This window comes from Gracilibacillus marinus (assembly GCF_042651725.1).
Lineage (GTDB): Bacteria > Bacillota > Bacilli > Bacillales > Amphibacillaceae > Gracilibacillus > Gracilibacillus marinus.
This window is the reverse complement of record NZ_JBHSDV010000004.1, coordinates 176,458-202,359: the sequence shown is the minus strand read 5'-3', so window position 1 is coordinate 202,359 and position 25,902 is coordinate 176,458. Positions and strand designations below refer to the sequence as shown.

Below are 25,902 nucleotides of genomic sequence, written 5' to 3'. Positions count from 1 at the left end.
ACAATTATTAATGTATATATAAAGAATCACGGTATTCTTTTGGTGTTTTTCCTGTAACCTTCTTAAAAAAACGTGTGAAAGAGTGTGCAGATACATATCCTACAGCTACACACACATCTTTTATTCTTAAATCTCTTCTTTCTAATAATTCTTTTGCTTTTTTTATTCGACATCTTTCGATATACTCAGATAAATTAATACCTTTTTCTTGTTTAAAAAAATGTGATAAATAGGACGGATTAAAGTAATGAATTTCAGCTAGCTTGACTAATGATAAATCCTCACTTAAATGTTGTTGAATATACTGACAAATTGTTTCAATAACATGTGTGGCACGATCGCGATCATCTTTTTGATTATAATCAAACAACTGTTTTGCAACTTCTCTTAAAAAATCAAAACCTTCTTCAATAGATATATGTTCATCCAAATCTAAAAGCAACTCGTGTTGAGTAATTACATGCTGCCACCCTCGTTGATTAATATAAGAATATAATAATAAACCAATTCTATAATATGTCTCTTTCATTTCATAAATATTTCCATTAGTGCGTTCTGTATCTATTAGTAAATTTAATTCTTGTAAAAACGCTTGTTTACGATTTGCTTCTGCATGTGCCAACATTATTTCTAATTTATAATTGATAGATGAATAATCATAATTTATAGAGCTTCTCTTAGTTTCTTGATTATCTCTTAAAATAGTAGGAACATTATTATTTATTTTCATTTGCTGTATTTGACGTAATTGTTCATATTGTTCTGGTACATCCAACCAACTACAGAAATTAGAACTAATAATAAATGACAAGACTACATCAAGTGAATCTATACACTCTTGTTGAAGTAGCTCAAGTGTCCCTTCAATATATGTAGGTACATGTTCACTGGATGGATTACCTCTCATCTCTGTATCTTGAATAAACCAAATTAAATCACTATAACGATCAACAATTTCCATACTTAATAATATTCCAGACATATAATCATTCCATTTTTTTCTTACGAATGTCTGTATTTCATTTTTCATGGTATATGTTGATCCTTTTGGATATGTTATTCTACCATGTACAAGGAAAATCTTTTTTGATGGATTTAATTTGATATTAAAACTTTTGAACTCTTCCAATATTTCTTGAAGATTGAATGGGTTGTCGAGCCTTTTTTGTAACATATGTCTAAGGTATTCAGATTGTTCCATAAATTGATATGCATTTATTTGTTCACGTGATTTTTCTACTAATTTAATTTGTTCAGTTTGATGTTGTATCTTTAGAATCATTTCATCCATTACTTCTATTACTTTGTCATAGCCTTCTGTTTTTAGTATATACTTCACACCGTCCATTTGCATAGCTTGATATGTGTAGTCAAAATTGCTATGGCCTGTTAAAAATACTACTTTACACTTAGGCCAGTAACTATGGACTTGTTCAATAAGTTCAATACCATTCATTCCTGGCATTGCGATATCAGATAAAATTATATCTATCCTCGTTCGTTTCATCCACTGTAAAGCTTCTGTACCAGAATAAGCTTTATACACATCTAATTGTTCGGGCATATAATTTCTAAACACTTCATATAATCCGTCGGTAATGATTTCTTCATCGTCTACAATTAGTAGTCTATACATTCGAATCATTCCCTTCTATATGTATTCGAACTATGACTTTTAATCCATTCCATTCGCTATTTTCAAATTGCAATCCACTTTTGTTTCCAAATGTTAAAGCAATTCTTCTATGAATATTAATCAAACCTGTTGTCTCTTGTTGATTATCTATATTGTTTACATAATCATTCAATACTTTCAGACTATTTTCATTTAGTACATTACCATTATCTTCAATGAAGATATACATACAATTTTTTTCTTTCTTGAAAGAAACTCGTAAAAAACCGACATCTGTCATCTTTTCCAAGCAATGTTCGAATGCATTTTCAATAATTGGTTGAATGATTAGTTTTGGTACTTTGATTTCTTCCATCTCTTTAGGCAATTCATCAAATTGAACCTGAATTCTTCTCGAAAATCGTAATGATTGTATCTCTGTATACATTCTAGCGTGTTTTATTTCATCTTTTAAAGTTACATTACTTTCACCATTCCGGGTAATGTATCTAAAGTATTCACCTAACATTTTGGTAAACATTTCGATACGATGTATATCTTCTGTTTTTGCTAATGAGTGGAGTATAAAAAAGCTATTATATAAGAAATGTGGATTGATTTGTGACTGTAATTGTTTTAATTCTGCTTTTTGCATCATTAATTTTTGTTTGTAATCCTGATTTATTAATCTTTGTAACTTATATAACATTTTGTTGTATCGTTCGTACAAAAATCCAAATTCATCTTCTTTTTTATGGACAATTGTCTCATCCAATATTCCTTTTTCCATACGTTTGAATCCTTCAACAAGTTGAAGCAATGGTTTATGAACGAATGTAAATATAGCATAGCAATAAATGGAGATAGCAACAAACAATGTAATTGCAAATAACCATGCCCATGTACTGAATTTCTTTAAGGGTTTTCTCACAATTTCCTTGGGTATAAAAGAGATAACATATAATTCTAAAGCTTCAGAATAAGATTGGTTCATTTGATAGGCCGAGTTTCTCTCATTAGTGTATTCTATCGAACGACTTAAATTCGGAAGAATCTCTTTTTCAAGCGATTCTCCATCTTCTCCTGAAGATAACAATACTCCTTCTTGATTAGAATATAGAAATGTTGCACTTTTGGGGTACAAATTAAGAGTGTTCAACTCATCGGTCATTTTTTGTTTATCAAGTTCGATTTGTACGACAATATCCGGTTGATTGCTTTGATTAATACTTATTGATGCAGCGCTTATTGCTAATTGGTTACTAATTACACTCATCCTATTTCCATCATATGTCATAGAACTCATTACATTTTGAAATGTAGTTTCGTCCAACTCCTGTACAGCATTAACTGCTGAAATCGATTTATTTATAGTAGGTAAATGAATGTAAATATCTTTAATATATGCATTCGTATTTTTTATAGATGTCAACCGGTGAAGAATATCATTGACATGAGATTTTTTTTCTATATTCGTCATCGATTCCCATGTAAACGCAATTTTGTTTAATTTATTCTCTTGTAATATGTCATATTGCTGTATTTCCAACCATTCAATTTCACGATTTAGATCATCTATATAAGATGTTAATTGGACAATGGCGTTTCTTGAGATATCTTTGGTTGCATTTTCATAACTCCAATTATATAAATAAATTCCTAATATTATTATTGGTAAAATTATCATACCAAACAATACAAGCAATCTAACAAAAATTGTTTTGTGTAACGATTTTACTGGGATGCTAAACAATTCACCCCCTCCTCTGTAGTACAAACTAGTAAACCTGCAATAATCTATTAGAATTATTTATATGTACGATACCATTCGTTCACTTCCTCAGTTATTTTTTTCCCACCCATTTGATGCCATTTGTCTACAAAATCATCAAATTCATCTAATGGACTACCTAAAATAATATTCATAAATGTATCGTGCATATAATTATCAAGAATCACACCTTTCTCTATCATTGTATTTGTTGGTGGACCAGTAAACTGATTGCTTAATAGTTGATTTTTCTCAATATAGGCATCCAAAATAGCATAAGCTCCATTCGATCCATAGCTAAGTTCCCAGCCCCATCCAGATAAATCACCATTTTCCATATAATTCTGAATTGTCGTATAGATAGATTTTGCTTCGTCTTTCAGTAAATCCACATCACCTGATAATCTAGCTGCTCTTAACTGTTTGAATGCATCTAGGTTTTTTAATGATGGATATGGTGTAACAGGAGATAGCTGCCATACTGCAAGTGGAGTGCTATAATATTTAGTATATTCAGCTGAATCACCCCAATTTTTTTCTAAGTGTAAATTAATCATTTTAATAATTGCTTCTGGATACGCATAATCTTTTCTTACTACAAAAAATTGGTCGAGACCAAATTTAAGTGGAACTTTTACTTCTTTATCGCTTGAACTAACAATCGGAAATGCTTTCCACTTCGCACTCGGATTTTCTTCAAGACTTGAACCAACTAAAAAAGAACTCCATTGTTCACCATAAAGCATTCCAATTTTGCCGTTAGCTATATCTTTTTTTACACGATCTCCATTTTTCAGAAAAAATTCTGCATCTAATTGACCTTCACTATACATTTTTTGAAGTGATTTTAATGCAATTTTCACTTCTGATTGAATAGCTCCATACTCTAGCTCTCCTTGATTATTTTCGATCCATAGTTTCGGATATGCATCATATCCTGCAAAAAAACTCGTAATACCCATAGAAGGATCCCAAAAGTGCTTAGTAATAGCTAATCCATATGTATCATTTATTCCATTATCATCAGGATCCTCGTTTGCAAACGCTTTCGAAATTGCCAATACTTCTTTCATAGTTTTAGGAGAAGCTAGATTTAACTTTTTTAACCAATCTGTTCGAATCCACAAAAATTCTGCTGTATCAACAGATGATGCGACAATCGGAATTGCCATTAATTTACCTTCTAACATCGCACTTTCAATTGGGGCTCGGCCTTCTTGATTCATGATTTCTTTAGTAAATGGCGTTGCATAATTTTCATACGTATCTGTTAAATCGTGGATTAAATTTGCATTGCTCAATTGCCTTAACTGTTGAGCGTTCACTTTTAATACATCAGGTAAATTTCCAGAAGCTAACACACTTCCTAGTTTTCTGAAGTATACATCACCCTCTGCTATCCAATCATATTCAACATCTATACCTAATTCACTCATGTATAAATCGTTCCAACGATTATCTTCTAACGTTTCATTTGGTAAATTATCGATAAGGTCTCGCAGCCCTTGCCCTGTTTCTCTAACAAAATGCACGTCAATTGGTGGATTAAATTCTTTGAGGCCAATATGCAAATTCTCTTCTTTAGGTATGTTGTTTTGTTCTTTTGGGCTATTGCTTTCTTCAGTTGTTTGATGACTACATCCATTTAATAAGTAAATTAAAACGATAATCCATATACAAAAAGTAACACGATTAAATTTTAATTCGAACAATTGAAAAACCTCATTTCAAGCAAAGTGATTACACATAATTATCCTATTAGATTGGATATTTTTCAATATATTTTCAGAATAATAATTGTAAACACTCATTGAACTGTGTATCTCTATAAAATTATTCACTTGTTTGCAATGGATTTTGACATTCAATTAGCTTCTTTAAGATTAGACAGGTTAGAAAAAGTCTTGTGGGGATTCACAAGACTTTTTCTTATAATTATTTTCTATTATCCAACAATACCTGAACGTTCGATACTTTCAACAAAATATCGTTGCACAAATAAGTAAATAATAATAAGTGGCAATATTGCGAGTAATATTCCTGTATCTTGGACCATACTCATATAGAATGGATCCTTATTTGTTGTAACCCCACCTTCTAATTGAATGGATAAGTTATATGGTAAGGAAGATAATTGAGTTGCCATCACATTACTTGATGTTAAATAAGTAGTCGTATAGAAACTATCATTCCATTGCCAAACAAATGAAAATAACATTACAGTAATCATAGCAGGAAGAGCATTTGGTAACATAATACGTAAGAATGTTGTACCTACTCCTGCTCCATCTATATATGCCGCTTCCTCCATTACTTTAGGTATTCCTCTAAAGAATTGTCTAAAAATAAAGATGTATAATCCTGCTTTCAGAGAATTCGCGGTAATTGCTGTTAAGATAAATGGCCAATAAGAATTTAGTAAATTTACAGATTCTCCTGTAAGAAGTGGAATAATCCCCATTAGAGTAAAGTCTTTTAAATTCATATATATTGGTATAAGGATGGTTGTCGGTGGAACTAAAATGGTTAGAATTACACCGGCAAATAGTAATTTACTTCCTTTAAAACTTAACCTTGCAAAAGCATAACCTGCTAGTGCACAAGAAGCCGTTGTTAAAATTGTCGTTACACCTGACAATAGAAATGTGTTTAATAACGTATTCCAATAATCCATTATGGATATAGCAATTTTAAAATTTTCTAAGGTGAAAGTTTCTGGAATCCATACAACAATTGGTGAATATAAATCATTTTTATGTTTGATTGCAGTTGCTATTTTTTGTAAAATAGGATACAAAATCACAAATGACAATCCAGCAATTAGCACAAATCGCACTACAGACCATAACCAACGCTTCCAATTTTCAAATGATAGTAATCTTGCTATAGACATATAGGCCACCTCCTCTATTCTTGATAGAATACTTTTCTTGAAACTAAATATGTGCTAACTAATAAAATAATCATGATCGCTAAGAAATATAACCACGCCATTGCTGAGCTAAGACCAAAGTTACTATTATTAAAACCAGTTGTCATAATTAATTCTGTAATTGGACTTCTTGAAAAAGAGTCAATAATTGTATAAATCATATTTACTAGAATTAGTGGGCTAACTAATGGAAAAGTTATCTTCCAAAATGCTTCATAGCCTGTAGCCCCTTCTATCTTTGCAGCTTCATATAGCTGTGGAGCAATAGTCTGAATTCCTGCTAAAAATATTAATATTTGGACACCTGATTGACTCACAATTTGGTAAATACGGTCAACCGCTCCAGTTAAATATGCTACTATTGTTTCGTTTACACCTGACATTAACATAATTCTTTCTAATTCGAATGCTCCAAATCCACTCATTACTCCACCAGAAGTGGCATTTTGTTCATTGATTGCTTGAACTAGACTCGTAGATTCTAAATTTAATATGACACCTGATGCTAAAATTACTGGTAGAAAGAAGATACCTCTTGCAAAAGTTCTTCCAAAAAATTTCTGATTTAATAATACTGCCAAGAACAAACTGAATATAACAATTAACGGGATATTTACAACCATATTGATAATCGATTCCACTAATGTTCGATTAAAATTAGTATTCACTGTTAATGCCTCAATATAGTTCTTAAATCCAATGAAGGTAATCTGCATTCCTTCAGAACTTGCTTGAATCGTACTTAAACTAAACCGCAATGATGTCAATAACGGAATGAAAAAGAAGAATACAAAGCCCAGTAACCATGGTAATACGAAGATTACACCCCAAAATGCCTTTTGCCCTTCGTAAGATTTAGGGACTATGTTGAATTGTGATAGTGATTTCATCATTCCACGCCTCCTATTATGTAACCCATAGGCTCGATTGTATTACCATTTACTGTAGTTGTTACGTTATTATAGTTTACGATTACTGAAAGATTATTTTCGTATATTGTTTGGTAGACTCCTTCAGCTAACTTTTCATGTGACTTTATTTTTTCATTTTGTACTTTTTTTAGTACAGAATTAATATCGCTATACATATCTACAGCTTTGTCTAACCAAGATTGATAATGTATAGAATATAAATAATCAAATTCGGTGTCTTTAACAGAATGATTCGGTGCATGTATCCATTTAAAATGTACACCTGCTCCATATTCCAAACATTTTAGCACGTATTCTTGTATATCTGTATATGTGGATAAATTAAACGGTTCTCCTGTATAATTTATAAATCCACGAACGACCATTTGATAAAATGGAATTTCTTCATCTTCTAATTTATAGTTACTATTTCCAATTGGAGCATTAATAATATCCGTTACGTACGGTAAAGCGTATGCGTTTCCGCCTTCTGCAATCATTTTCAATCCACTTTCATTTAAATACTTCAATACATTTTTAGATATTTCTTCTGCCTGCGCTCGGTCAATTTGTTTATCTTCTCGATAGTCACTATTTAGTTGATCCGCTAAATCGCGTAAAGTTATTTGTTCTATCTCCAATCGATCCAATTCTTTCACTATTTCCTTAGCATAATCTTCCATAACCTTTGGAGAAAGAATATACGCTGGTGATTTTGTGCGGTCCCTTCTATCTAATGTAATATCAATTGGATAAACAGCTGCAGAAGTACCTTTAAGTGTACGTGAAGCTTCTTTTTCCACATTCAGACCATTTCCTTCATATGCTTGTAATAATGCTACATCAGGAAAAACACTAATATCACTTTGTTCTTGAAGTCCTAGGAATTTTTCAAGTCCTTTTTCTCCACCAATTGCTTTCTCTACAGTTATATCTTCTGGTATCTTTTGATTTACACCACCATTAAACCAACCGGAATATTTCAATTTAATATGATTAATTTCGTTTGATTTTAATTGATTAACGATTTCTGCAGTTTCGTCAAATGTTGTTAAAGCTACCATAGACTTATATGGTACACCCAACACATGCTTCTTTTTTGATATACTACCAATCACATCTAAGTAAAATGGCATATCTTCCATATCTTGTGAACTATTGTCTTGAGGTAAACCATTTCTGTCTAATAAATAGCTTTGATAAGATTTAGCCATTCCGACATAAGATGCTTCCTCGTCATTCAAAAATAGATATCTTACAGTATAATCTGTTTCTGTGGGGTCATCTTGAAATTTCGGTAACGTACGTTCTTGTTCATTTGCTTTTAGTGTCACTTCATCTTTATTTACAACGTAAAAACTTGGATAAACATAATTATAACTATTCAACCTACCACTTATATCTGCATTTATATTCGCAACAGATGCACCTTTCTCAATCACACCTAAGATTGCATCATTTTCATAAATCATTCCAAATACAGGTAATCTAACTTTTTGCTCCATTGTGTTATTTTCTGCTATTTTTAATGCTAAATCTTTCCCGTAGACAGATTGTTGATAGGAAGGATATGTTGTCTTTCCATTATTAAAATGAATTAAAGCGCCTGAACCGTCAGGAACGAACAACGAACCTTTTTCACTAGTTCCAGCAGCACCAAAGAAATTCATAAATGAAATCAAATTCACTGGATAATCTTCAGGATACTTTATACTAGAAACTGGAACATTTACAACAAGAGCTTCCTCATCCAATGTGTACTCTATTGCTGCTTGGAAAATTCTTGCGGAAGCCTTCTCTTGTGTGAAATTTAATTCCTGCATATCTTGTTGTAAATCTTCTTCTGTATATCCAGCATCTTCAAATGCTTGAATTGCTTTTTCTAATTGGAGTCCATTTAACGCACTATCATTACGATCATAAACAGATGTTTCTTTATTTTCTTTGTATGCAATTAACAATGCACGTTGTCCAGCTTTATCTAATTTATTGGATAATGCTTCAAAGCGTTCCATACTTAACATTAAAGGTAAATCATCAACAGATTTGCCAGCAGTCCCGAATTGATAAGATACACTTACACCATTCGGTATTATGTCAAATCTAAATTGTTTGTGTGCTACACTATCTGCAAATGTATTAATAGAATTTGCCTGGTTAAATTTGTTAAAGAAATCAATTTGCATTTGTGCAGATAACAATGACTTATTTACACCCGAAGCAATTGTATCTGTATCTCTATCTGGTGGATTACTGTACCATATTTTCCCGCTTTCTTTATTTACAATTGCAATACTGCCTGATTCTTCATCAACAAATAATTGTAGCTTCTCATTTTCTTCTATTCCTTTCATACCAGGTAAACGAGAATCAGAAAAAGAAGATGGTAAAGCATCACCTTGTGTGATTGGTTCAATAATTTGTTCACTTTCGTCTGCGGTAGTTGAAGATGCTTGATTAGCACACCCAACAACAATGACGGTGAACATACAACATAACAGTGCAAGATATCTATAGCTTATATTCAATGATATCCCTCCTTTCTCAATACCTAATGACAATTTCTTGATAAATCACATAGAAAAATGAAATAATCTGTTGAATTAAACTAAAAAATAATAAACATAGAAATGCCATAAAGCCCATGGCTACTAATGTTAACAACAATGTCCCGATTGATTTCATCGGAGTAAATTGGTGTACCGTCATATTTCCTATAAAAAGTAGAAAGATAAACCAAATTAAGGCAAAGCTAGTTGAAAAATAATAAAAAGCTGTTTCTTCCATTGAAACTAAATTACTGATCCAAATCCATGGGAATTGAATGATAACTAATGGTGTTAATGAGAAACACGTTGATGTAAAAATATCTTCAAATTTCCCTTCTCCATCCATAAGTGTCGTAAGTGACCAATTAGCAATGCAAAAGAACATAACTGGCACAATCACATAAAGAATTTCTAAAAAGCTGTTCATTTCATTAGGATTATAGATATTTACTAAGAATCCGCTATACTGAGTACTTAAGATATTTGTCACAATCATCATTAACAAAATGAAGAAAGAAATAATAAGATTTATTCTCTTATTCATCTCATATTTCAAATCCCAAAAACCATTGAATGGGTGTACGATGAGATAAAAAGGATATTTAACTGTCTCCCTATTCAATTGCAACACCCTCCCTTTTCTTTCTTGACTTCCTAATCATTCTAAATCCAGTAATCCCAATTGCAGAAACTAAAAGTAGTGTCATTAATGTTGGGAAATAGTCTTTTAATTGTTCTTTACGATACAACAAAAACGCTTTTGAATAATTCTTTTGATCTAAACTTTGTTTAAAGTTTTCCATTGCACCTTTATAGTCTCCTTGCCTCAATAAAGCTTTACCTATACCTGTGTAGGCAAATTCTAAATTTGCATTCATTTCGATTGCTTTTTGATAAAGTTCGAATGCTTGATCTTCTTTACCTTGATAATAGCTTCTGTTTGCTTCAATAATTGTCTGCCCATACTCTGTTTCATTAAATACAGTAATTTCTCCTAGTGCTTTATCTAATACGATAAAACGATCGTCAATTCTTTCTATAGCAACAGGTGTATGAAACAAGCCTTTTTGATTACCAAGTCCTCCAAATACAAACATTAAATGACCATCACCATTGTAAGTGAAAATACGCCCTTGTTTTGCATCCAATACGGAGTAAACTTCACTATCAGTAATATCAATATCAATTAACCTTGATGGACCAACATCTAGTGGATATCTAATGTCACCAATTGGACTATAATAGCCTTCCCTCCTTAAGATATCTGTTCCTCTAGCATTTAATTTTTTTATTACATCATTGCCACCATCTGCATTTGTCGCATAAATAAAACCTTCATTATTAATATCAAAACTAGTGAACTCTGTTGGAATGAACATAACCATTCTACTTCGTTGTGCTTTAGTAGATAAGCGTTTCCATAAGAGATCAATTGGATCAACTTGCACACGGTTTGCTCCGATAAATGTATTAAACTCTCCATTCACATTAAATTCCATAAAACCATCAAATACACCTGCAGCCATTACATACACTCTATCTGCATTATCTACAACAACTTTCACAGGTTGAAATACAAAATCTTCCTTTAATAATTCAGATGAAGGTTTTTCGATATAATCTACTAATCGATAGTCTTCATCAAGATGTACGACCCTGTTATTTCCTGTATCTGCAATATAAATATGTTTCTCTTCTGTGACAAAGATCCCTTGCGGATTGGCAAAAGTACCTGTTGTTTCATCATTTTCAAATGTGTCGATTGTATCAACTAACTGAAAGTCTTGATTGATTATAACAATCCGATTATTACCGGAATCTAATATATATATAGTTTCATCTGATGTAACAAATAGGTCATTTGGTTCGACAAGTCCACCAATATTCCATTGATCACCTGTCATTAGCATATCTTCACTAAATGCATCTGGTGCTGCAACAGAGTTACCCCAATAGGAATAATTATAAGAAGGTGCTTTAACAGATGCCTCTACTTGAATTGGACTAAAATTAATTATTAAAGTTAGTAAGATTGATCCAATAAGTAGTTTTTTCATCAGCTTTAATCCATTCACTACGTTTGTCACTCCCTTCTAATCTTTAATTCCTGAATTTGCCATTGTTTGCATGACACTACTCTGCGATATAATAAATAAAGTAATTGGTACAACCATTAAAAATAGTGCTACTGCTGCACCTACTCCCGCACGAGCAATTCCCCCCTGTATAATCTGTCCTAATGCATAATGGAGTGTTTTCAAGTTCTCGCTATAAATAAAATTACCACCATCCGTTCCCCATAACATTGGAAATTGTAAAATCATCAAGGTTAACCATGCTGGCTTTACATTTGGCATAACAACACTCCAAAAAATACGATATTCATTAGCCCCATCAATTTTTGCTGCTTCAAGTAGCGCATTAGGAATCTGCTCCATAAACTGCTTCATTAAGAATAGACCTAATGGGAAGGCTAACGACGGTACAATAATCGAAGCATGTGTATTTATCCATCCTAACCATGACATCACCATATAATTCGGTATTGCAGTTACATGTGGAGAGAACATCAATGACAATACAACAACAGAAAAAATCATTTTTGAACCAAAAAAGCGATATTTAGCAAGTGGATATGCTGCAGCTGATGCCAGCAATATATGTCCCACTGTGCCAATAATGGTGATTAATAATGTATTTGTAATATATCTTGATAGAGGTACCCAAGAGTTCCCCATTAAAGCAACAAGATCAAAGAAATTATCGAATGTTGGATTACGTACAAAAAATCTAGGCGGAAAGATGAACAATTCATCTAACGGTTTGAATGCATTATTCACTGCGTATACTAATGGTAGGGCCATGAATGCACCGAATAATGCTAAAAATACAAACATTAAAAAGGTAACAGTAAATGATCGATTCAATTTCTTGTTTACTTTAAATAGTTTTAATGCACTAGATGCCATGTCATGCACCTACCTTTCTTAGTAACTTTTGTACAACCATATTTGTTCCTACCATAATTATAAATAATACTGTCGCGATAGCAGAAGCATATCCCATTTCAAATCGAATCGTACCATAATCCATCAAGTGCGTTACAACAGTATGTGCCGCATAATTCACACTTGGGAAGCCTGCTAACGCAATCGATATTTCTGCTACTGCAAAGGATTGAGTAATCTGCATTACTGCTCCAAACATTAACATTGGTCTCATCGACGGAAGTGTAATAAACCATAACTCTTGCCATCTATTTTTTATACCATCAATAGCACCTGCTTCAATTAATGATTTATCAATTGTTTGTAGACCAGCGATAAATGCTAAAAATCCTGCACCTAAACTCAACCATAATTGAACAATAATTACGACAAGTAGGATGTATTGTTCATCTTTTAACCATTGAATTGGTTCTAATATGAGTCCTATTTCCATTAGGATTCCATTTAAATAGCCATAACTATCACCAGAGAAGATAATTAGCCAAATGAAGAAAACATTTCCTGAAATAGATGGTGCGTAAAATATTAATGTCATAAATGCACGAACTTTTGGTGACAATTCGTTTATAATCCACGCAAATATAAAACAGGCAATGTAACTTATTGGACCAGTAATAATGGCAAACATAAATGTATTCTTTAATGCTATACTAAAAATATCATCACTTAGAAAAAGTCGAGAGTAGTTGGACCAACCTATAAAACGAGGAAATTCCAACATATTAAAATAACTAAAGCTAAGTCCGAATGATATCACTACAGGGATCACTGTAAATAAAAGAAAAATAATCATATATGGTGCCATTAATACATAGTAATGCTTACTTTTACTTAATTCTTTGAAAAAAGTTGCAGATTTAGATTCTTTTTTGGGATAGTCGGTATCCTCTATTGAATGTTCGATTGGTTTTGATTCCATTTGCCTCCACCTCCTATCCTAATTAGGCAAATTAAATTCTTCCCGTTTTACTTGTATTTCATCATTGATATACAAAATATAATCAGACAATGCTTCTCGTGGATTTTCATTTGCATTCACTACTTTTCTGAACGCATTATCCAAGTGTCTTCCAGTAAAATATCCACCTGGAACTTGAGGGATACCACGTACCCATCCCCATTGACTTTCCAAATTATTGTAATCGTCTACAGGCCAAGGTAATTCTTCCAGTGCTTCAATGTTTGCCGTTGGATATCTTGCTGCTTCACCCATTAATCCTTCCATCTCACGCCCAAAGGCAATTTGGGTCTCTTTCTTAGTCCACCATTTCATAAATTCCCAAGAAGCGTCTTTATCAGCTGCATTCTCAAGCATCATAACTGCTGTCGTATGACTTGCTACTTCGTGATTAATACTTCCATCTTCTTTCATTGTTCCAGGAACGACAGTAAAATCCCATAATCCTTTAATCTCTGGAGCTAACACTGTTAACATGTTATATGTTGTATAATCTGCAATCCCTATAGGCATCTCTCCAACACGGAATCGGTTAGGAAAATCAGCCATTAATGGGAATTTGTAATTTGTATAAAATTGTGTCCACTTTTTAAATTGTTCCATCGAAATTTCTGAATCTAGTGCACTTGCTTTTTGATCGGTTTGATAGAATTCTCCACCATTTTGATATAATAACATCGAGAATGCTGCATTTGGTACCATATTCGTTTGTTGTTGTGCTTGTGGATCATCAATTGGTAAAAAGAATTCTAAATTATGTTTTTGTAAGACGGAAATCATATTATAGACTTCTTCCCATGTCTTTGGTGGTGTTAAATTTAATTCTTCTAAAATATCTTTTCGATAAAAAAGCATTGGAAATACTTGTTGTTCAGGTAAAGCAAATGTTCCGCCATTAAACTCGTATGGGAGTAGAGCACTATCTCTAAATCGTTCGGAAATTTCAGCAAAATCAGCAAATTGTGTTAAATCAGCAGCAGCATTTCGCATGGCATAGTTAACTGGGATATCTTCACCAATTTGCATTGCTACATCTGGACCTTCTCCTGCTAATGTCGCTGGTAATAAAATAGTTGGTGGTACTAATCTAAGGTTTACCGAAATATTAGATTCAGGAGTAAACGTATCATCAATTAATGCTTTTAATACTTGTGCTTGGTCACGTCCTGTTGTGATCCATACAGTAATTGCACGATCATTCTTACCAATGTTACCAATGCTGTCATAATCTTCTGTATAAGAAGCAACGAGGGCTCCTGTCTCATGTGAAACAGTTTTTAAGATAGAAGCATCCACATCTTCTATTTCTTTGTCGGGAGATGCCACAACTAAATAATCTAATGTGAGTGGTTGCTCTCTCACTGTTAACATCCATGTTCCCAAACCACCGACATTTATTTTAAAATTATCTAATCTCCTCGCAATTGTATCTGGATTTTCAACCATTTCATTTAATTGTCTTACTAATGAATGCAGTACAGCTACTTTGTCACTTTTTTCTCCTGTTGATGCTTCTAAATAATCCGCAACGCTTTTGATTGTTTTTGCTTGTTCTGTAAATACATCTAACATATCTGGTATTCTTGTATCTAATTGATAATCACGATATGGATCAGGTGTATTTGAAGTAATCATTAATATCTTCCTGTACATTTCATTTAGCTCTAGAACACTTGACTCAATTGTTCGTAACAATGGCGCAATATCTCCAAGTGATACCATCATTCTGATTGTGTGACTACCTTCTGTTAAATGAAATAAATATGGTTCTTCCTCACCAAGAATATCCATCTGCCAATTCATGTTATGATTAAACTGAATTCTTTGCATTTCGCTAAATGGTGATTCTCCATCAATCGATAAACTTCTAGTTGCATAGACTCCTTGAAGTTGATCTTGCTTTCTTTTCAATCCTATTTGATACAGGCCTTCTTCTTCCACTTCAAATTCCCATTCAATCCATTGCCCTGGTAACTTCCAATTAAGACCACCAATAGTATTCATGCGTATTTTTGAGACATGATATGGTTCTACTGTTGGACTAGAACGATCTGATAATGGATATAATGTTGGTGAGGATTTACTCGTTGCATCCTCTCCTTGTAACACAATATATTGATTCTTTGCTTCTTTAATATTATTAGCCTCATATTCTTTCTTTACTTCTTCATATGACTTTGAAGGAATATCTTGGTATAATTCAATATAATCTATTGCCATTGGCTCCCTTAAAGAAGTTAATGATAACTCTTGTACACCTTTATCCAAATAAAAGGCATATGGTTCTTCATAATATCCATTACTGTCCATGAATGATTTTACTATCCACCTTGGATTTTCTATCTGCCTTGCACGTAACTCATTTCCTCTATCATCCTTTTTTACCTCATCGTATCTGTTATCCCAGATGCGGTGAAATATTAACAAATCAGCACCATCAAATGGAGTGTAATCATTGATAGCAAATGACCTTTCAATTGCTGAACTTTTTCCTTCCATTGGATAATAATGAATTCTTATATTGTATAATCCCTCAGTTTCAATTTGCGTTTCCCATTTTATTGTTCCTTCTTCTGGTGTAACTACAGCCTTCCCATCTAAACCTTCTATATTATCTACAACGGAAAAACCTTCTCCTTCTACTTCAAGAAAGTCTTCTCCTTCAATCCGAATACTCTCTTCCGGATGTGCTTCTGTAGAGTATCTTTCTAAATAAGAATCATAATTATTTTTCTCTTCATCATTAGTAATTGCTTCAAAATCGTCCATTGCTTTTATTTGATTTTGTTTCATAGAATCGGAAAGAGAAAGCACCCAAATAAAAGCTAATATCACCACGATGACCACGAGTATCTTTATCTTTTTACTTTTTAATATTTCCAATCTTCTCTCCCCTTTAGCAAGAGTCCAGTTCTTCTATCAAGAAAAATCCTCATCTTTTCTATACTAAATGATTCATATAATTGCATATAAGGTACTTGACAATATACAAGTACCTTATTTACATTTAATTATTTGTTATCCATTTAATTTCCCCATACTTCATCAATTGCCGATTGGAATAGTGGCTTGTATTTTTCTACAACTGTTGAAACAGATGTTCCACTAGCAATTTCGCCTACAAAATCATAATATCCTAAATTTGGATACGTATTGTAATCGAGAACTAATAGATTCTCTGAAACCATTTGTAGATTGTTAATATCTTCTTCGTTTGTATAGTTTGTTTCATAACCTGCTTGGCCTGGATAATCATAGATAGATTCAATATCATTTATTTTTTCCCAAATATACATAAGTTGTTCTGGATTCTCTACTGTTTTTGGAATGGTTAATGCTTGTAATAACGCCTCTGCTGAGTAGTATTCTGAAACACTAGGTCCTTTAGGGAAAGGTATAAACCCAATATCATAATCAGGCATATCTGTTCTAAAACCACCAATTTCATGATCTGCACCTGCATACATTAACGTATTTCCTTGTCGGAAGAACTGTCCAGGTTCTGTCCAATCGCCGCCTTCTGTCGGGCGTGGAATTTGCTCTGTAACAATACGGGACTCGAATTCTAATGCTTCTAATGTTTTTGGATCATCTAGATTTTGTTGATCTCCTTTCACTAGGTCTGTATTATTCGATAATAGTGCATATAACATAAGTGAGGAGTTTGCTAATCCCCATGTATCTAATTTCCCATCATTATTTGTATCTTTATTTGCTTCTTTTGCTACTTCAATAAATGTATCCCAATTCCAGTTATCTTCATCTACATATTCTTGTAATGGTTTCATACCTAATTGATTCATTAATGTACGGTTATAAAAAATTCCTTGAGCTAGATTCTTTTTATCCTCCGTGAATCCGTAACCGCGTCCTTCATATGTGTACAAATCATTTGTCATCGTCTGATTGAATACATTTGTATTCTTCGTATATTCATCTATTGGCCATAAAAGATCTTGTTTAACTAATGCTGGGACAGTGTATGTTTTTCCCAGACGTACGATATCTCCGATTGGCTCTCCTGCAATTAATGAGGCAGTTACCTTCTCTTGATATTCACCGTAATCAATTTCTACGTATTCTATATTAAAATTATGTTTTTCCATAAGTGCTTTTAAATTTTCCGCTTTCTGAATATTGTCTGGGTTGTCTTCTGCTATCTCCATGTTCCACCATGCAACAACTTTTATTGTTTTTCCACCAAGATCAAAATCCATCTCAGGTGTTTGATAGTAATCTGCACCACTATCTTCTTCATTGCCTTCTTCTGCATTGTCTGTTCCTTCTGTTTCTGAATCCGTATTATCTGCTACCACATTTTCTTCTGGTTCCTCTTTGTTATCGCTTACATTATCATCATTACAAGCAACAACAAATAACAATAAGAAAGTAAATAAACAAAGAATTACCGTTTTTTGAAACTTCATTTTTGTATCCTCCCTTTTCAAATAAAATAAGTACATCCAAAATATAGCATTGCAAAATATACTCATCAACCTGTGACATACTAGTATTCCACCTGCCAAATTCTAGATTATACATGTATTCTGTTATCTTAATTCCATTAGGTTGATCCTTTTCCATCAAGTTATAAATATCTGTGTGCAATATAAAGAAATGCACATTTTAAATTGTTCAAATATTTCATATAATGAAAACGCATACATTAATATATTTATATAAAGGGGGGTATTAACGTGTGCAATGGACTCATTGTCGGATCTAATTCTTCATCTGTACAGGATATTTTTCAAATGATTAACTGGAAATCTCTACACATATCTGTACAATGTACAACAGAAAATGGAAAGCATATTGTTAGAATACTAAAACAAAAGAATATTTCATTTGTTTTGATTAATCTATCTAGTTATGAAGAGGAAGGTTTCGAAATATGCAAAATACTTCGAAACAATAGTACTATTCCAATTTTGTTGTTATGTGGTAATAATGATTTTTCTAATTATAGAAAAGCATTATCTCTTCAAGTTAATGATTACTTACCAGAACCTTTACAACCAAATGAATTAAAAACAAGTATTCAACAAATTAAAAATAAATGGATACAAGACACGATTCCAATTCGCAAAAATACATTTATATCTATAAATAAATCATCCTCTGACATTATTCAAGAAGTTAAAAATTATGTTGACAGTATTTTAGAAGAATCAATAAACAAACGCATTACTTTAAAAGAAATTGCAGCAATAATGAATTACAATTGCTCTTATTTGGGGCAAAAATTTAAAGAACATGAAAAAATAACTTTTAATGAGTATCTATTAAAAAAACGAATGGAAAAAGCAAAACATTTACTTGAGAATACAGATATGAAGGTATATGAAGTAGCAAATGAAGTTGGATATATGGAATTAGATTGGTTTTATAAAAAATTCAAATTGTATACTGGTGTAAATGCAAATAAATATAGGGAACTTGCAATGTCTAAATAAAATTATGTATTTTTCAAAGTAAATCATTTATTATACTGGGTAGATTAATTACTATAACAATATATACTTAAGTCAATACATGTAAAGGTGGGACACTCTTATGAATCATTTAGGTGCATTTTACACAAATAATTTTCGTAACGCTTTAATTGAATACGGTTACAATAAGACTGAAGTAGATGAAAAAGTACAGCAAGCCTGGGAAGACTTATTTGGTAATCAGTCACCAGATAAGAAAATTTATTTTGACGTGGAACCTGATATGGGTTATATGCTCGACACTGGAAATAATGATGTTAGAACTGAAGGTATGTCATATGGAATGATGATGGCAGTACAAATGAACAAAAAAGATGTATTTAATCGATTATGGAAATGGACAAAAACATATATGTATATGGAATATGGCGACAATGCTGGTTATTTTGCCTGGTCGTGTAGAACAGATGGAGAAAAAAATGCATATGGTCCTGCACCAGATGGAGAAGAATATTTTGCATTAGCACTCTTTTTTGCATCGCATCGTTGGGGTGATGGACAAGTTCCATTTAACTACAGTGAACAAGCTAGAGATTTGCTACATATGTGTATACATAAAGGTGAAAATAATGATGGTTATCCAATGTGGAATAGAGACAACAAATTAATCAAATTCATTCCCAATGTTGAATTTTCAGATCCGTCTTATCATTTGCCTCATTTTTATGAACTTTTTGCATTATGGGCAAATGAAATAGATCGGCCTTTTTGGAAAGATGCTGCAAATGCAAGTAGAGAATATATCGCTAAATCGGCACACCCTATAACGGGATTATCTCCCGAGTACGCATTTTATAATGGCAGCCCGAATCATATAAGAGGATTTGGACATTTCTTTAGTGATTCTTATAGAGTGGCATGTAACATCGCACTTGATTATGAATGGTTCCGTGATAATGCTTGTCCGACGGTTGTTAATGAGAAGATACAAGCATTTTTTTCAGATAAAGACCCGGATGATTATAGGAGGTATAAAATAGATGGGACACCGTTTGAAGAAAAATCCCTTCATCCTGTTGGACTTATTGCTGCTAATGCTATGGCATCACTTTCTACACATGGAGAAAACAGCAAAAAATGTGTGGATATGTTTTGGAATACACCTCTTAGAACCGGTGAAAGAAGATATTACGATAATTGCTTATATCTCTTCAGCTTACTCGCATTAAGTGGAAACTTTAAAATTTATAAGCCAACGGAAAGATAACAAAACAAAACAAGCTATAGTGACAATTAAGCATATCTAAAATCTCATAATGAGCCAATAGATTTTTCTATCACGTTTCTTTTTATACGTACAAAAATTCAAACGATTCGGTAAATAGCATTCGAATCGTTTGAATTTATTAAATGAATGAATTCTTTTGCGCTGATCTTATCACATTATTCGCTCGCTAATCAACTTTCAATAAGTCATCATCGACTCGTTTCTCATCGTGATTCCTTTATTTCTGTTGATCTACTCCAGTCGCTACGTTTCTTAACGGGCGTTTTTGCTTTTGTTTCATCCAGCTACAACGCCCAGAAACTAGGCGACTTCGCTAATCAACTTTCAATAAGTCATCATCGATTCGTTCCTCATCGTGATTCCTTTATTTCTGTTGATCTACTCCAGTCGCTACGTTTCTTAACGGGCGTTTTTGCTTTTGTTTCTACTTCACTACATTCCAAAAGGCTTGCTTTGGTTGGTGTTTTTCGTCTAATAGAAATGGCCAGTTCTTTCTTTCTCGAACAGGGAAATTATTTAACCATGTATAATCATCTGCTACTCCCCAAAATGTGACAGCTGTGATGTGCTCTTTATATTGTCTTAATAGGTCAAAGACATGTTCATATCTAGTAGCTTGTAATGCTAACATTTCTTCTGTCGGATGTGCTAAATCTGTTCGCTTGTCATCAAAAGCAAACATGGATACATCTAATTCTGTTAATTGGATTTCCATACCTAATGATGCGTATTTTTCAATTGCTGCTTTGATTTTATCTAATGAAGGATCATAGATATTCCAATGTGCTTGCATACCAACACCATGGATTGGAACATCATTTTCTTTTAATCTCTTTACTAATTGATAAATTTTTTCGCTTTTAATTGGGTCTGACTCATTATAGTCATTATAAAATAACTTTGCAGTTGGATCTGCATGGTGTGCAAATTGAAATGCTTTATCGATAAATGTCTCTCCTAGTATTTCGTACCACTTTGAATCTCTATAGAAAGTATTTTTCTCGTCTGCTATTACTTCATTTACTACATCCCAACTATATATCTTCCCTTTATATCTACCTACAACTGTTGCAATATGTTCTTCCATACGTGAAATAAGCGTTTCTTTATCTACCTGTCTCCCATTATGTTCGAATAACCAATTAGATGTTTGATTATGCCATACTAATGTATGACCTCTCATAGCAATTTGATTGTTTTGAGCAAATTGAATCATTTGATCACTAATTTCAAAATTATAGACATCTTCTTTTGGGTGTAAATTTTCAAATTTCATTTCATTTTCAGCTGTGATACTATTATAATGTTTTTTGATTGTTTCTTGTGAAGTTTGTAATGTATATTTGTTAATTGCTGCTCCTATTTTAAATGCATCTTCAAATTGTTTGTATAAACTTGGAATTTCTTTCGACATCCTATCTATCCTCTCTCTCATTCATTTCAATTATACACAAATATAAAAGTTGGCTATTTATGTTTTTCCATAAATAGCCTCACTTCTATTATTTTACTGCACCTAATGTCATCCCTTTTACAAAGTATTTTTGGAGGAATGGGTAAACCATGATGATTGGCACACTTGCTACAATTGTCATGGTTGCTTGAATCGACTTCGGTGTCACAATATTATTGCTTCCATCCGAAGAGTTTGCAAAAGCAGATGCCATGTCACCACTAGCAGTTGTACTAGAGTTCTGTAATATCTTCATTAATTCGTATTGTAAAGTCGTTAAGTTCGCATTACTTGAGTTATACAAGAACACATCAAACCATTGATTCCATTGAAATACAGCTACGAATAGTGCAACTGTTGCTAGAACTGGTAAAGACAATGGTAGAACAATTTTGAAAAAGATTCTGAAATCACCCGCACCATCAATTTTTGCTGACTCAAAAATACTACTAGGTAGACCTTCAATAAATGAACGCATAATAATTAAATTAAATGCACTAATTAATGTTGGTAAGATGTAAACCCAAAATGATCCAATTAAATTTAAATCTCTCATTAAAAGGAAAGTTGGAATTAACCCACCATTAAAATACATTGTCATAATGAAAATAATTGTAACAGATTTTTTGAACATGAATTTCGGTTGTGCAATTGCATACGCTACCATTGCCGTACACAATAATCCAACACCTGCACCAACTACTGTTCTAAGTACAGAAATAAAAATTGCTTGCCAAATCGACGCTTTTTCAAATACATGCTCGTAATTATTCCATGTGAATTCGCGTGGCCATAAATAAATACCGCCTCTTACAGAATCTGTTGCATCATTTAGAGATATAGCAATTTGATTTAAAAATGGATAGAGCATAAACACACATAAAATCACCATAAAAACTATATTAAATATATCAAACATTTTATCTTCATTTGTTCTCAAAAAACTTTTCTTTGCTTTTGCCACTGTTCGCACCTCCTAGTATAATCCGCCTTGTCCTAATCTCTTAGATAATGAATTTGCTACAACCAAGAATACAATACTAATTACGGTTTTAAACATCCCAGCAGCCGTTGCTAGTGAGAAGTTAAACATAGAAATACCATATTTAATTACAAATACATCGATGTTCTCAGAGTATTCTACGTTTTGTCCATTTCCTAATAAGTACTGCGCTTCAAACCCTGCTTCTAAAATGTAACCAATATTCATAATAAGAAGAACAACAATAACAGATTTCATACCAGGAATCGTAATATGAATGATACGTTGGATTCTTGATGCACCATCAATTTTTGCAGCTTCATATTGCTCTTGATCAATCATGGAAATAGCAGCTAAGTAAATAATGGCATTCCAACCAACGTTTTTCCACACTTCTGATGCCCCTAATATTCCCCAGAAATATTCTCCAACACCTAACCAAAGAATTTCTTCATCAATAAGTCCTAATCCCATTAATATATCGTTTACAATTCCATCAATAGATAATACAGATGACACAAGTGCTGCTGCAACTACCCATGATAAGAAGTGTGGTAAATAACTAATTGTTTGTACGGTTCTTTTAAACTTCATATTAGAGAGTTCATTGATTAATACTGCTAATGCGATAGCAGTAATAAATCCAAGTACTAAATTAATCACACTTTGTGCAAGTGTATTTCGTAATACATTCAAAAATCGTTCATCTGTAAACAAAAATTGGAAATGTTCAAACCCTACCCATTCTTGTTCAGAGAAACTTAGTGCAGGTTTGAAATTTTGAAAAGCCATTGTCCATCCCCATACTGGTAAATACTTAAATATGATTACCCATATTACGAACGGAATGGTCATCCATAATAATGCATGTTGTTCTCTACATTTTTTTAAAAATACCTTTATACCTTTTTCTTGCTTCTCTTTTTTTAGTGTACTTGATACAGTATTAGATTCAGGTGCCATTTATAATCCCCCTTTTGCTCTCATTGCTCTTTACTTTCGGACCATTTGACAAAAAAGTAAATGGTCCGAAAGTAAAACAATGGTTTATTACATATAGGAAAGGGAAGGTTGCCTCATACAACACTTCCACTTTCCCTTATTCAACTATTACTCTACAGCTTCTTGTGCTTTTTCATAAATCTCTACTTTTCGTTTTACTGATTCAGTAATAATATCTTCATACTCTTTGTAAGGTAACTTTTCAAAACTTGCCTTATAATCATTCCATTGTGCTTCAAATTCATCTGGACTTGCGTAAATGATTTCTGGATATTTACGTTTCATCAGATCATCTAGTTGTTGCTCGTATAATTGAGCAGGTGATCCTGTCTCAATTGGTGTATCCCATGCAGGGTACCATGGACGTAATTCTGGTTCAGAGAACAATTCTGTAAATGTTTCCGCATCATATGCTTCTAGGAACTCTTTATCCCCATCATCATACATTAATGATGCCACTTCAGGTTGTTTCGGTGGTTCTACTGCATTTCCATCTTCATATAGTCCATTCATACGTGGCCAGCCCCACTCAAAATAAGTGAAACCAAATTCTTTTCTAAAATCTTCATCTTTCGTTGATTCAATTTGTTCTTCTGTACGGTAATAACGGCCATCATCACCAATTTCGTATGTTTCGCCTTCAATACCCCACGTAACTAATTTTTGCGTTTCTTCTTTCGCAAGATGATCTAAGAATTTAATAATACGAATTTGATCTTCTTCAGAAGTACCTGTTGTAATACCAATACCTGGTGATGCAACAAATGCTGCTGGATCTAAATATTGATCTGTAATTCCTTCATCAAATACAACTGGGAAGCCCATATAATCATTGTATGGATCATCATCTAAATCTAACGTATTGAACGCTTGCCCTACTTGCCAGCGGTAGTCAAAGAATCCTACTACACGTCCTGATGTAATTTTTGCTAAATATTCATCGTAGTTTTGTGTAAATGCTTCGCGGTCAAATAAACCTTTATCATTAACATCATTTAATTTCTTTAACCAACGTTGAGTTTCTTCATTATCTGGATATGCGTCTGCTTCATAAGTTTCCATATCAATCTGGATACCACCATCATTTGGATAACCTGCTAAATGATTGGGTTGATTAGATAATGCAAAGAATCTCCAATCATAAGTTAATGCTGTAAAACCAATTGTATCTGCACCATCTATTTGTGGATTCGCTGCAACATATTCTTCAATAATTGCAAAATACTCATCTAATGTTTTCGGTTGTGGATACCCTAATTCTTTAAGTACATCTCGCTTAATCCACCATGCACCTTGTTCCACATTTGCTGGTTTTACATATCCGTGATCTGCGCCTGATGGAATCACATAAATATTTCCATCTTGTCGTTTCATATATTCAATATAAGGCCCATACATTTCCATTAAATTTGGAGCATGTTCTTCCATTAAATCATTTAATGGTACGAATCCTCCTGCATCAATCACAGCATCTGTCGATTGTTCTGCATTCAGTAATTCTGGATATTCTCCACTTGCAATCATTGTACCGATTTTTTGATTTACATCTCCTACAATATGTTCAATGTTAAAATTAACCCCTGTTTCATCTTCAAACATTTTTCCTAATTTTGTATCAGCTGAATTAACATCTTCACCTGGTCCTGATGCATCAAAGAATTGATATGTTACTACTTCTTCACTTGATTCTCCTTCACCACCAGTGTCTTCTCCACCATCATTTGATGAAGTTTTGTCACTATCATCACTACATGCTGTAATGACAAATAGCATAGCTACTAAAAAACTAACTAACCAAAAAGACTTCTTTTTCATTGAACTAACTCCCCTTTCTTTTTATCAAAATGTTACAGTAATCTGTAAGCACTTTCATTCTAACCCGATTTTTTAAAAAATGTTACCCATTAAAGTTTAGGTGATACTTGTAAAAGTTAACTCGTTTTTCAAACTTTAATGTAAACGATTACAAATTAAATATGATAATTTTAAATAAATTTA

The 25,902-nt window shown here is 32.8% G+C and carries 18 protein-coding genes; 2 read left to right on the top strand and 16 right to left on the bottom strand.

Annotated elements, in window-relative coordinates; all coding sequences use genetic code 11:
- Positions 1-7 precede the first annotated feature (7 nt).
- The 12 genes from ACFOZ1_RS13360 to ACFOZ1_RS13305 all read right to left on the bottom strand — a co-directional run bounded on the left by ACFOZ1_RS13360 (position 8) and on the right by ACFOZ1_RS13305 (position 18,171).
- Complete coding sequence (locus ACFOZ1_RS13360; RefSeq protein WP_390200059.1) at positions 8-1,636, bottom strand: response regulator; 1,629 nt, start codon at positions 1,634-1,636, stop codon at positions 8-10.
- Positions 1,629-3,368 (bottom strand): sensor histidine kinase, encoded by a 1,740-nt coding sequence (locus ACFOZ1_RS13355; RefSeq protein ID WP_390200057.1) that lies wholly within the window; start codon positions 3,366-3,368, stop codon positions 1,629-1,631. Before ACFOZ1_RS13355 ends, ACFOZ1_RS13360 begins: the two co-directional genes overlap by 8 nt.
- A gap of 53 nt (positions 3,369-3,421) precedes the next feature.
- A complete protein-coding gene (locus ACFOZ1_RS13350) occupies positions 3,422-5,098 on the bottom strand; it encodes an extracellular solute-binding protein (protein ID WP_390200055.1) in 1,677 nt (558 codons plus the stop codon).
- A 233-nt stretch (positions 5,099-5,331) separates the two neighbouring features.
- A complete protein-coding gene (locus tag ACFOZ1_RS13345; protein WP_390200054.1) occupies positions 5,332-6,279 on the bottom strand; it encodes a carbohydrate ABC transporter permease in 948 nt (315 codons plus the stop codon).
- 14 nt (positions 6,280-6,293) lie between these two features.
- Complete coding sequence (locus ACFOZ1_RS13340; RefSeq protein ID WP_390200052.1) at positions 6,294-7,208, bottom strand: carbohydrate ABC transporter permease; 915 nt, start codon at positions 7,206-7,208, stop codon at positions 6,294-6,296.
- Positions 7,208-9,757 carry a DUF5696 domain-containing protein gene (locus ACFOZ1_RS13335; protein ID WP_390200050.1) on the bottom strand — a complete coding sequence of 850 codons (2,550 nt, stop codon included), beginning with the start codon at positions 9,755-9,757 and terminating at the stop codon, positions 7,208-7,210. The genes ACFOZ1_RS13340 and ACFOZ1_RS13335 overlap by 1 nt, the downstream gene beginning before the upstream one ends.
- Positions 9,758-9,773: 16 nt before the next feature.
- Complete coding sequence (locus tag ACFOZ1_RS13330; protein WP_390200048.1) at positions 9,774-10,400, bottom strand: YIP1 family protein; 627 nt, start codon at positions 10,398-10,400, stop codon at positions 9,774-9,776.
- Entirely contained in the window at positions 10,393-11,835 is a 1,443-nt protein-coding gene (locus ACFOZ1_RS13325; RefSeq protein WP_390200129.1) for a hypothetical protein, read from the bottom strand. Before ACFOZ1_RS13325 ends, ACFOZ1_RS13330 begins: the two co-directional genes overlap by 8 nt.
- Positions 11,836-11,871: 36 nt before the next feature.
- A complete protein-coding gene (locus tag ACFOZ1_RS13320) occupies positions 11,872-12,747 on the bottom strand; it encodes a carbohydrate ABC transporter permease (protein WP_390200046.1) in 876 nt (291 codons plus the stop codon).
- 1 nt (position 12,748) lies between these two features.
- Positions 12,749-13,705 (bottom strand): carbohydrate ABC transporter permease, encoded by a 957-nt coding sequence (locus ACFOZ1_RS13315; protein ID WP_390200045.1) that lies wholly within the window; start codon positions 13,703-13,705, stop codon positions 12,749-12,751.
- Between the two features lie 18 nt (positions 13,706-13,723).
- Positions 13,724-16,537 (bottom strand): extracellular solute-binding protein, encoded by a 2,814-nt coding sequence (locus ACFOZ1_RS13310; RefSeq protein ID WP_390200127.1) that lies wholly within the window; start codon positions 16,535-16,537, stop codon positions 13,724-13,726.
- Between the two features lie 233 nt (positions 16,538-16,770).
- Positions 16,771-18,171, bottom strand: coding sequence for an ABC transporter substrate-binding protein (locus ACFOZ1_RS13305; protein ID WP_390200043.1), 1,401 nt, complete (start codon positions 18,169-18,171; stop codon positions 16,771-16,773).
- Positions 18,172-18,441: 270 nt separating this feature from the next.
- On the opposite strand from ACFOZ1_RS13305, the gene ACFOZ1_RS13300 reads away from it, so the two are divergent.
- A complete protein-coding gene (locus ACFOZ1_RS13300) occupies positions 18,442-19,200 on the top strand; it encodes a helix-turn-helix domain-containing protein (RefSeq protein WP_390200041.1) in 759 nt (252 codons plus the stop codon).
- A 100-nt stretch (positions 19,201-19,300) separates the two neighbouring features.
- Positions 19,301-20,446 carry a glycosyl hydrolase family 8 gene (locus ACFOZ1_RS13295; protein ID WP_390200039.1) on the top strand — a complete coding sequence of 382 codons (1,146 nt, stop codon included), beginning with the start codon at positions 19,301-19,303 and terminating at the stop codon, positions 20,444-20,446.
- 445 nt (positions 20,447-20,891) lie between these two features.
- Here ACFOZ1_RS13295 and ACFOZ1_RS13290 read toward each other — a convergent pair whose 3' ends face one another.
- The 4 genes from ACFOZ1_RS13290 to ACFOZ1_RS13275 all read right to left on the bottom strand — a co-directional run bounded on the left by ACFOZ1_RS13290 (position 20,892) and on the right by ACFOZ1_RS13275 (position 25,719).
- Complete coding sequence (locus ACFOZ1_RS13290) at positions 20,892-21,881, bottom strand: endo-1,4-beta-xylanase (RefSeq protein WP_390200037.1); 990 nt, start codon at positions 21,879-21,881, stop codon at positions 20,892-20,894.
- An 88-nt stretch (positions 21,882-21,969) separates the two neighbouring features.
- Positions 21,970-22,839 carry a carbohydrate ABC transporter permease gene (locus ACFOZ1_RS13285; RefSeq protein WP_390200125.1) on the bottom strand — a complete coding sequence of 290 codons (870 nt, stop codon included), beginning with the start codon at positions 22,837-22,839 and terminating at the stop codon, positions 21,970-21,972.
- A 57-nt stretch (positions 22,840-22,896) separates the two neighbouring features.
- A complete protein-coding gene (locus ACFOZ1_RS13280; protein ID WP_390200036.1) occupies positions 22,897-23,865 on the bottom strand; it encodes an ABC transporter permease in 969 nt (322 codons plus the stop codon).
- Positions 23,866-24,012: 147 nt separating this feature from the next.
- A complete protein-coding gene (locus ACFOZ1_RS13275) occupies positions 24,013-25,719 on the bottom strand; it encodes an ABC transporter substrate-binding protein (protein ID WP_390200035.1) in 1,707 nt (568 codons plus the stop codon).
- Positions 25,720-25,902 lie beyond the last annotated feature (183 nt).

Excerpts from the sequence above, each read along its gene's own strand:
- ACFOZ1_RS13360 (WP_390200059.1), bottom strand. The coding sequence starts at position 1,636 with ATGTATAGACTACTAATTGTAGACGATGAAGAAATCATTACCGACGGA.
- ACFOZ1_RS13345 (WP_390200054.1), bottom strand. The coding sequence starts at position 6,279 with ATGTCTATAGCAAGATTACTATCATTTGAAAATTGGAAGCGTTGGTTA.
- ACFOZ1_RS13340 (WP_390200052.1), bottom strand. The coding sequence starts at position 7,208 with ATGAAATCACTATCACAATTCAACATAGTCCCTAAATCTTACGAAGGG.
- ACFOZ1_RS13325 (WP_390200129.1), bottom strand. The coding sequence starts at position 11,835 with ATGAAAAAACTACTTATTGGATCAATCTTACTAACTTTAATAATTAAT.
- ACFOZ1_RS13320 (WP_390200046.1), bottom strand. The coding sequence starts at position 12,747 with ATGGCATCTAGTGCATTAAAACTATTTAAAGTAAACAAGAAATTGAAT.
- ACFOZ1_RS13315 (WP_390200045.1), bottom strand. The coding sequence starts at position 13,705 with ATGGAATCAAAACCAATCGAACATTCAATAGAGGATACCGACTATCCC.
- ACFOZ1_RS13310 (WP_390200127.1), bottom strand. The coding sequence starts at position 16,537 with ATGAAACAAAATCAAATAAAAGCAATGGACGATTTTGAAGCAATTACT.
- ACFOZ1_RS13305 (WP_390200043.1), bottom strand. The coding sequence starts at position 18,171 with ATGAAGTTTCAAAAAACGGTAATTCTTTGTTTATTTACTTTCTTATTG.
- ACFOZ1_RS13295 (WP_390200039.1), top strand. The coding sequence starts at position 19,301 with ATGAATCATTTAGGTGCATTTTACACAAATAATTTTCGTAACGCTTTA.
- ACFOZ1_RS13290 (WP_390200037.1), bottom strand. The coding sequence starts at position 21,881 with ATGTCGAAAGAAATTCCAAGTTTATACAAACAATTTGAAGATGCATTT.
- ACFOZ1_RS13285 (WP_390200125.1), bottom strand. The coding sequence starts at position 22,839 with ATGTTTGATATATTTAATATAGTTTTTATGGTGATTTTATGTGTGTTT.
- ACFOZ1_RS13280 (WP_390200036.1), bottom strand. The coding sequence starts at position 23,865 with ATGGCACCTGAATCTAATACTGTATCAAGTACACTAAAAAAAGAGAAG.
- ACFOZ1_RS13275 (WP_390200035.1), bottom strand. The coding sequence starts at position 25,719 with ATGAAAAAGAAGTCTTTTTGGTTAGTTAGTTTTTTAGTAGCTATGCTA.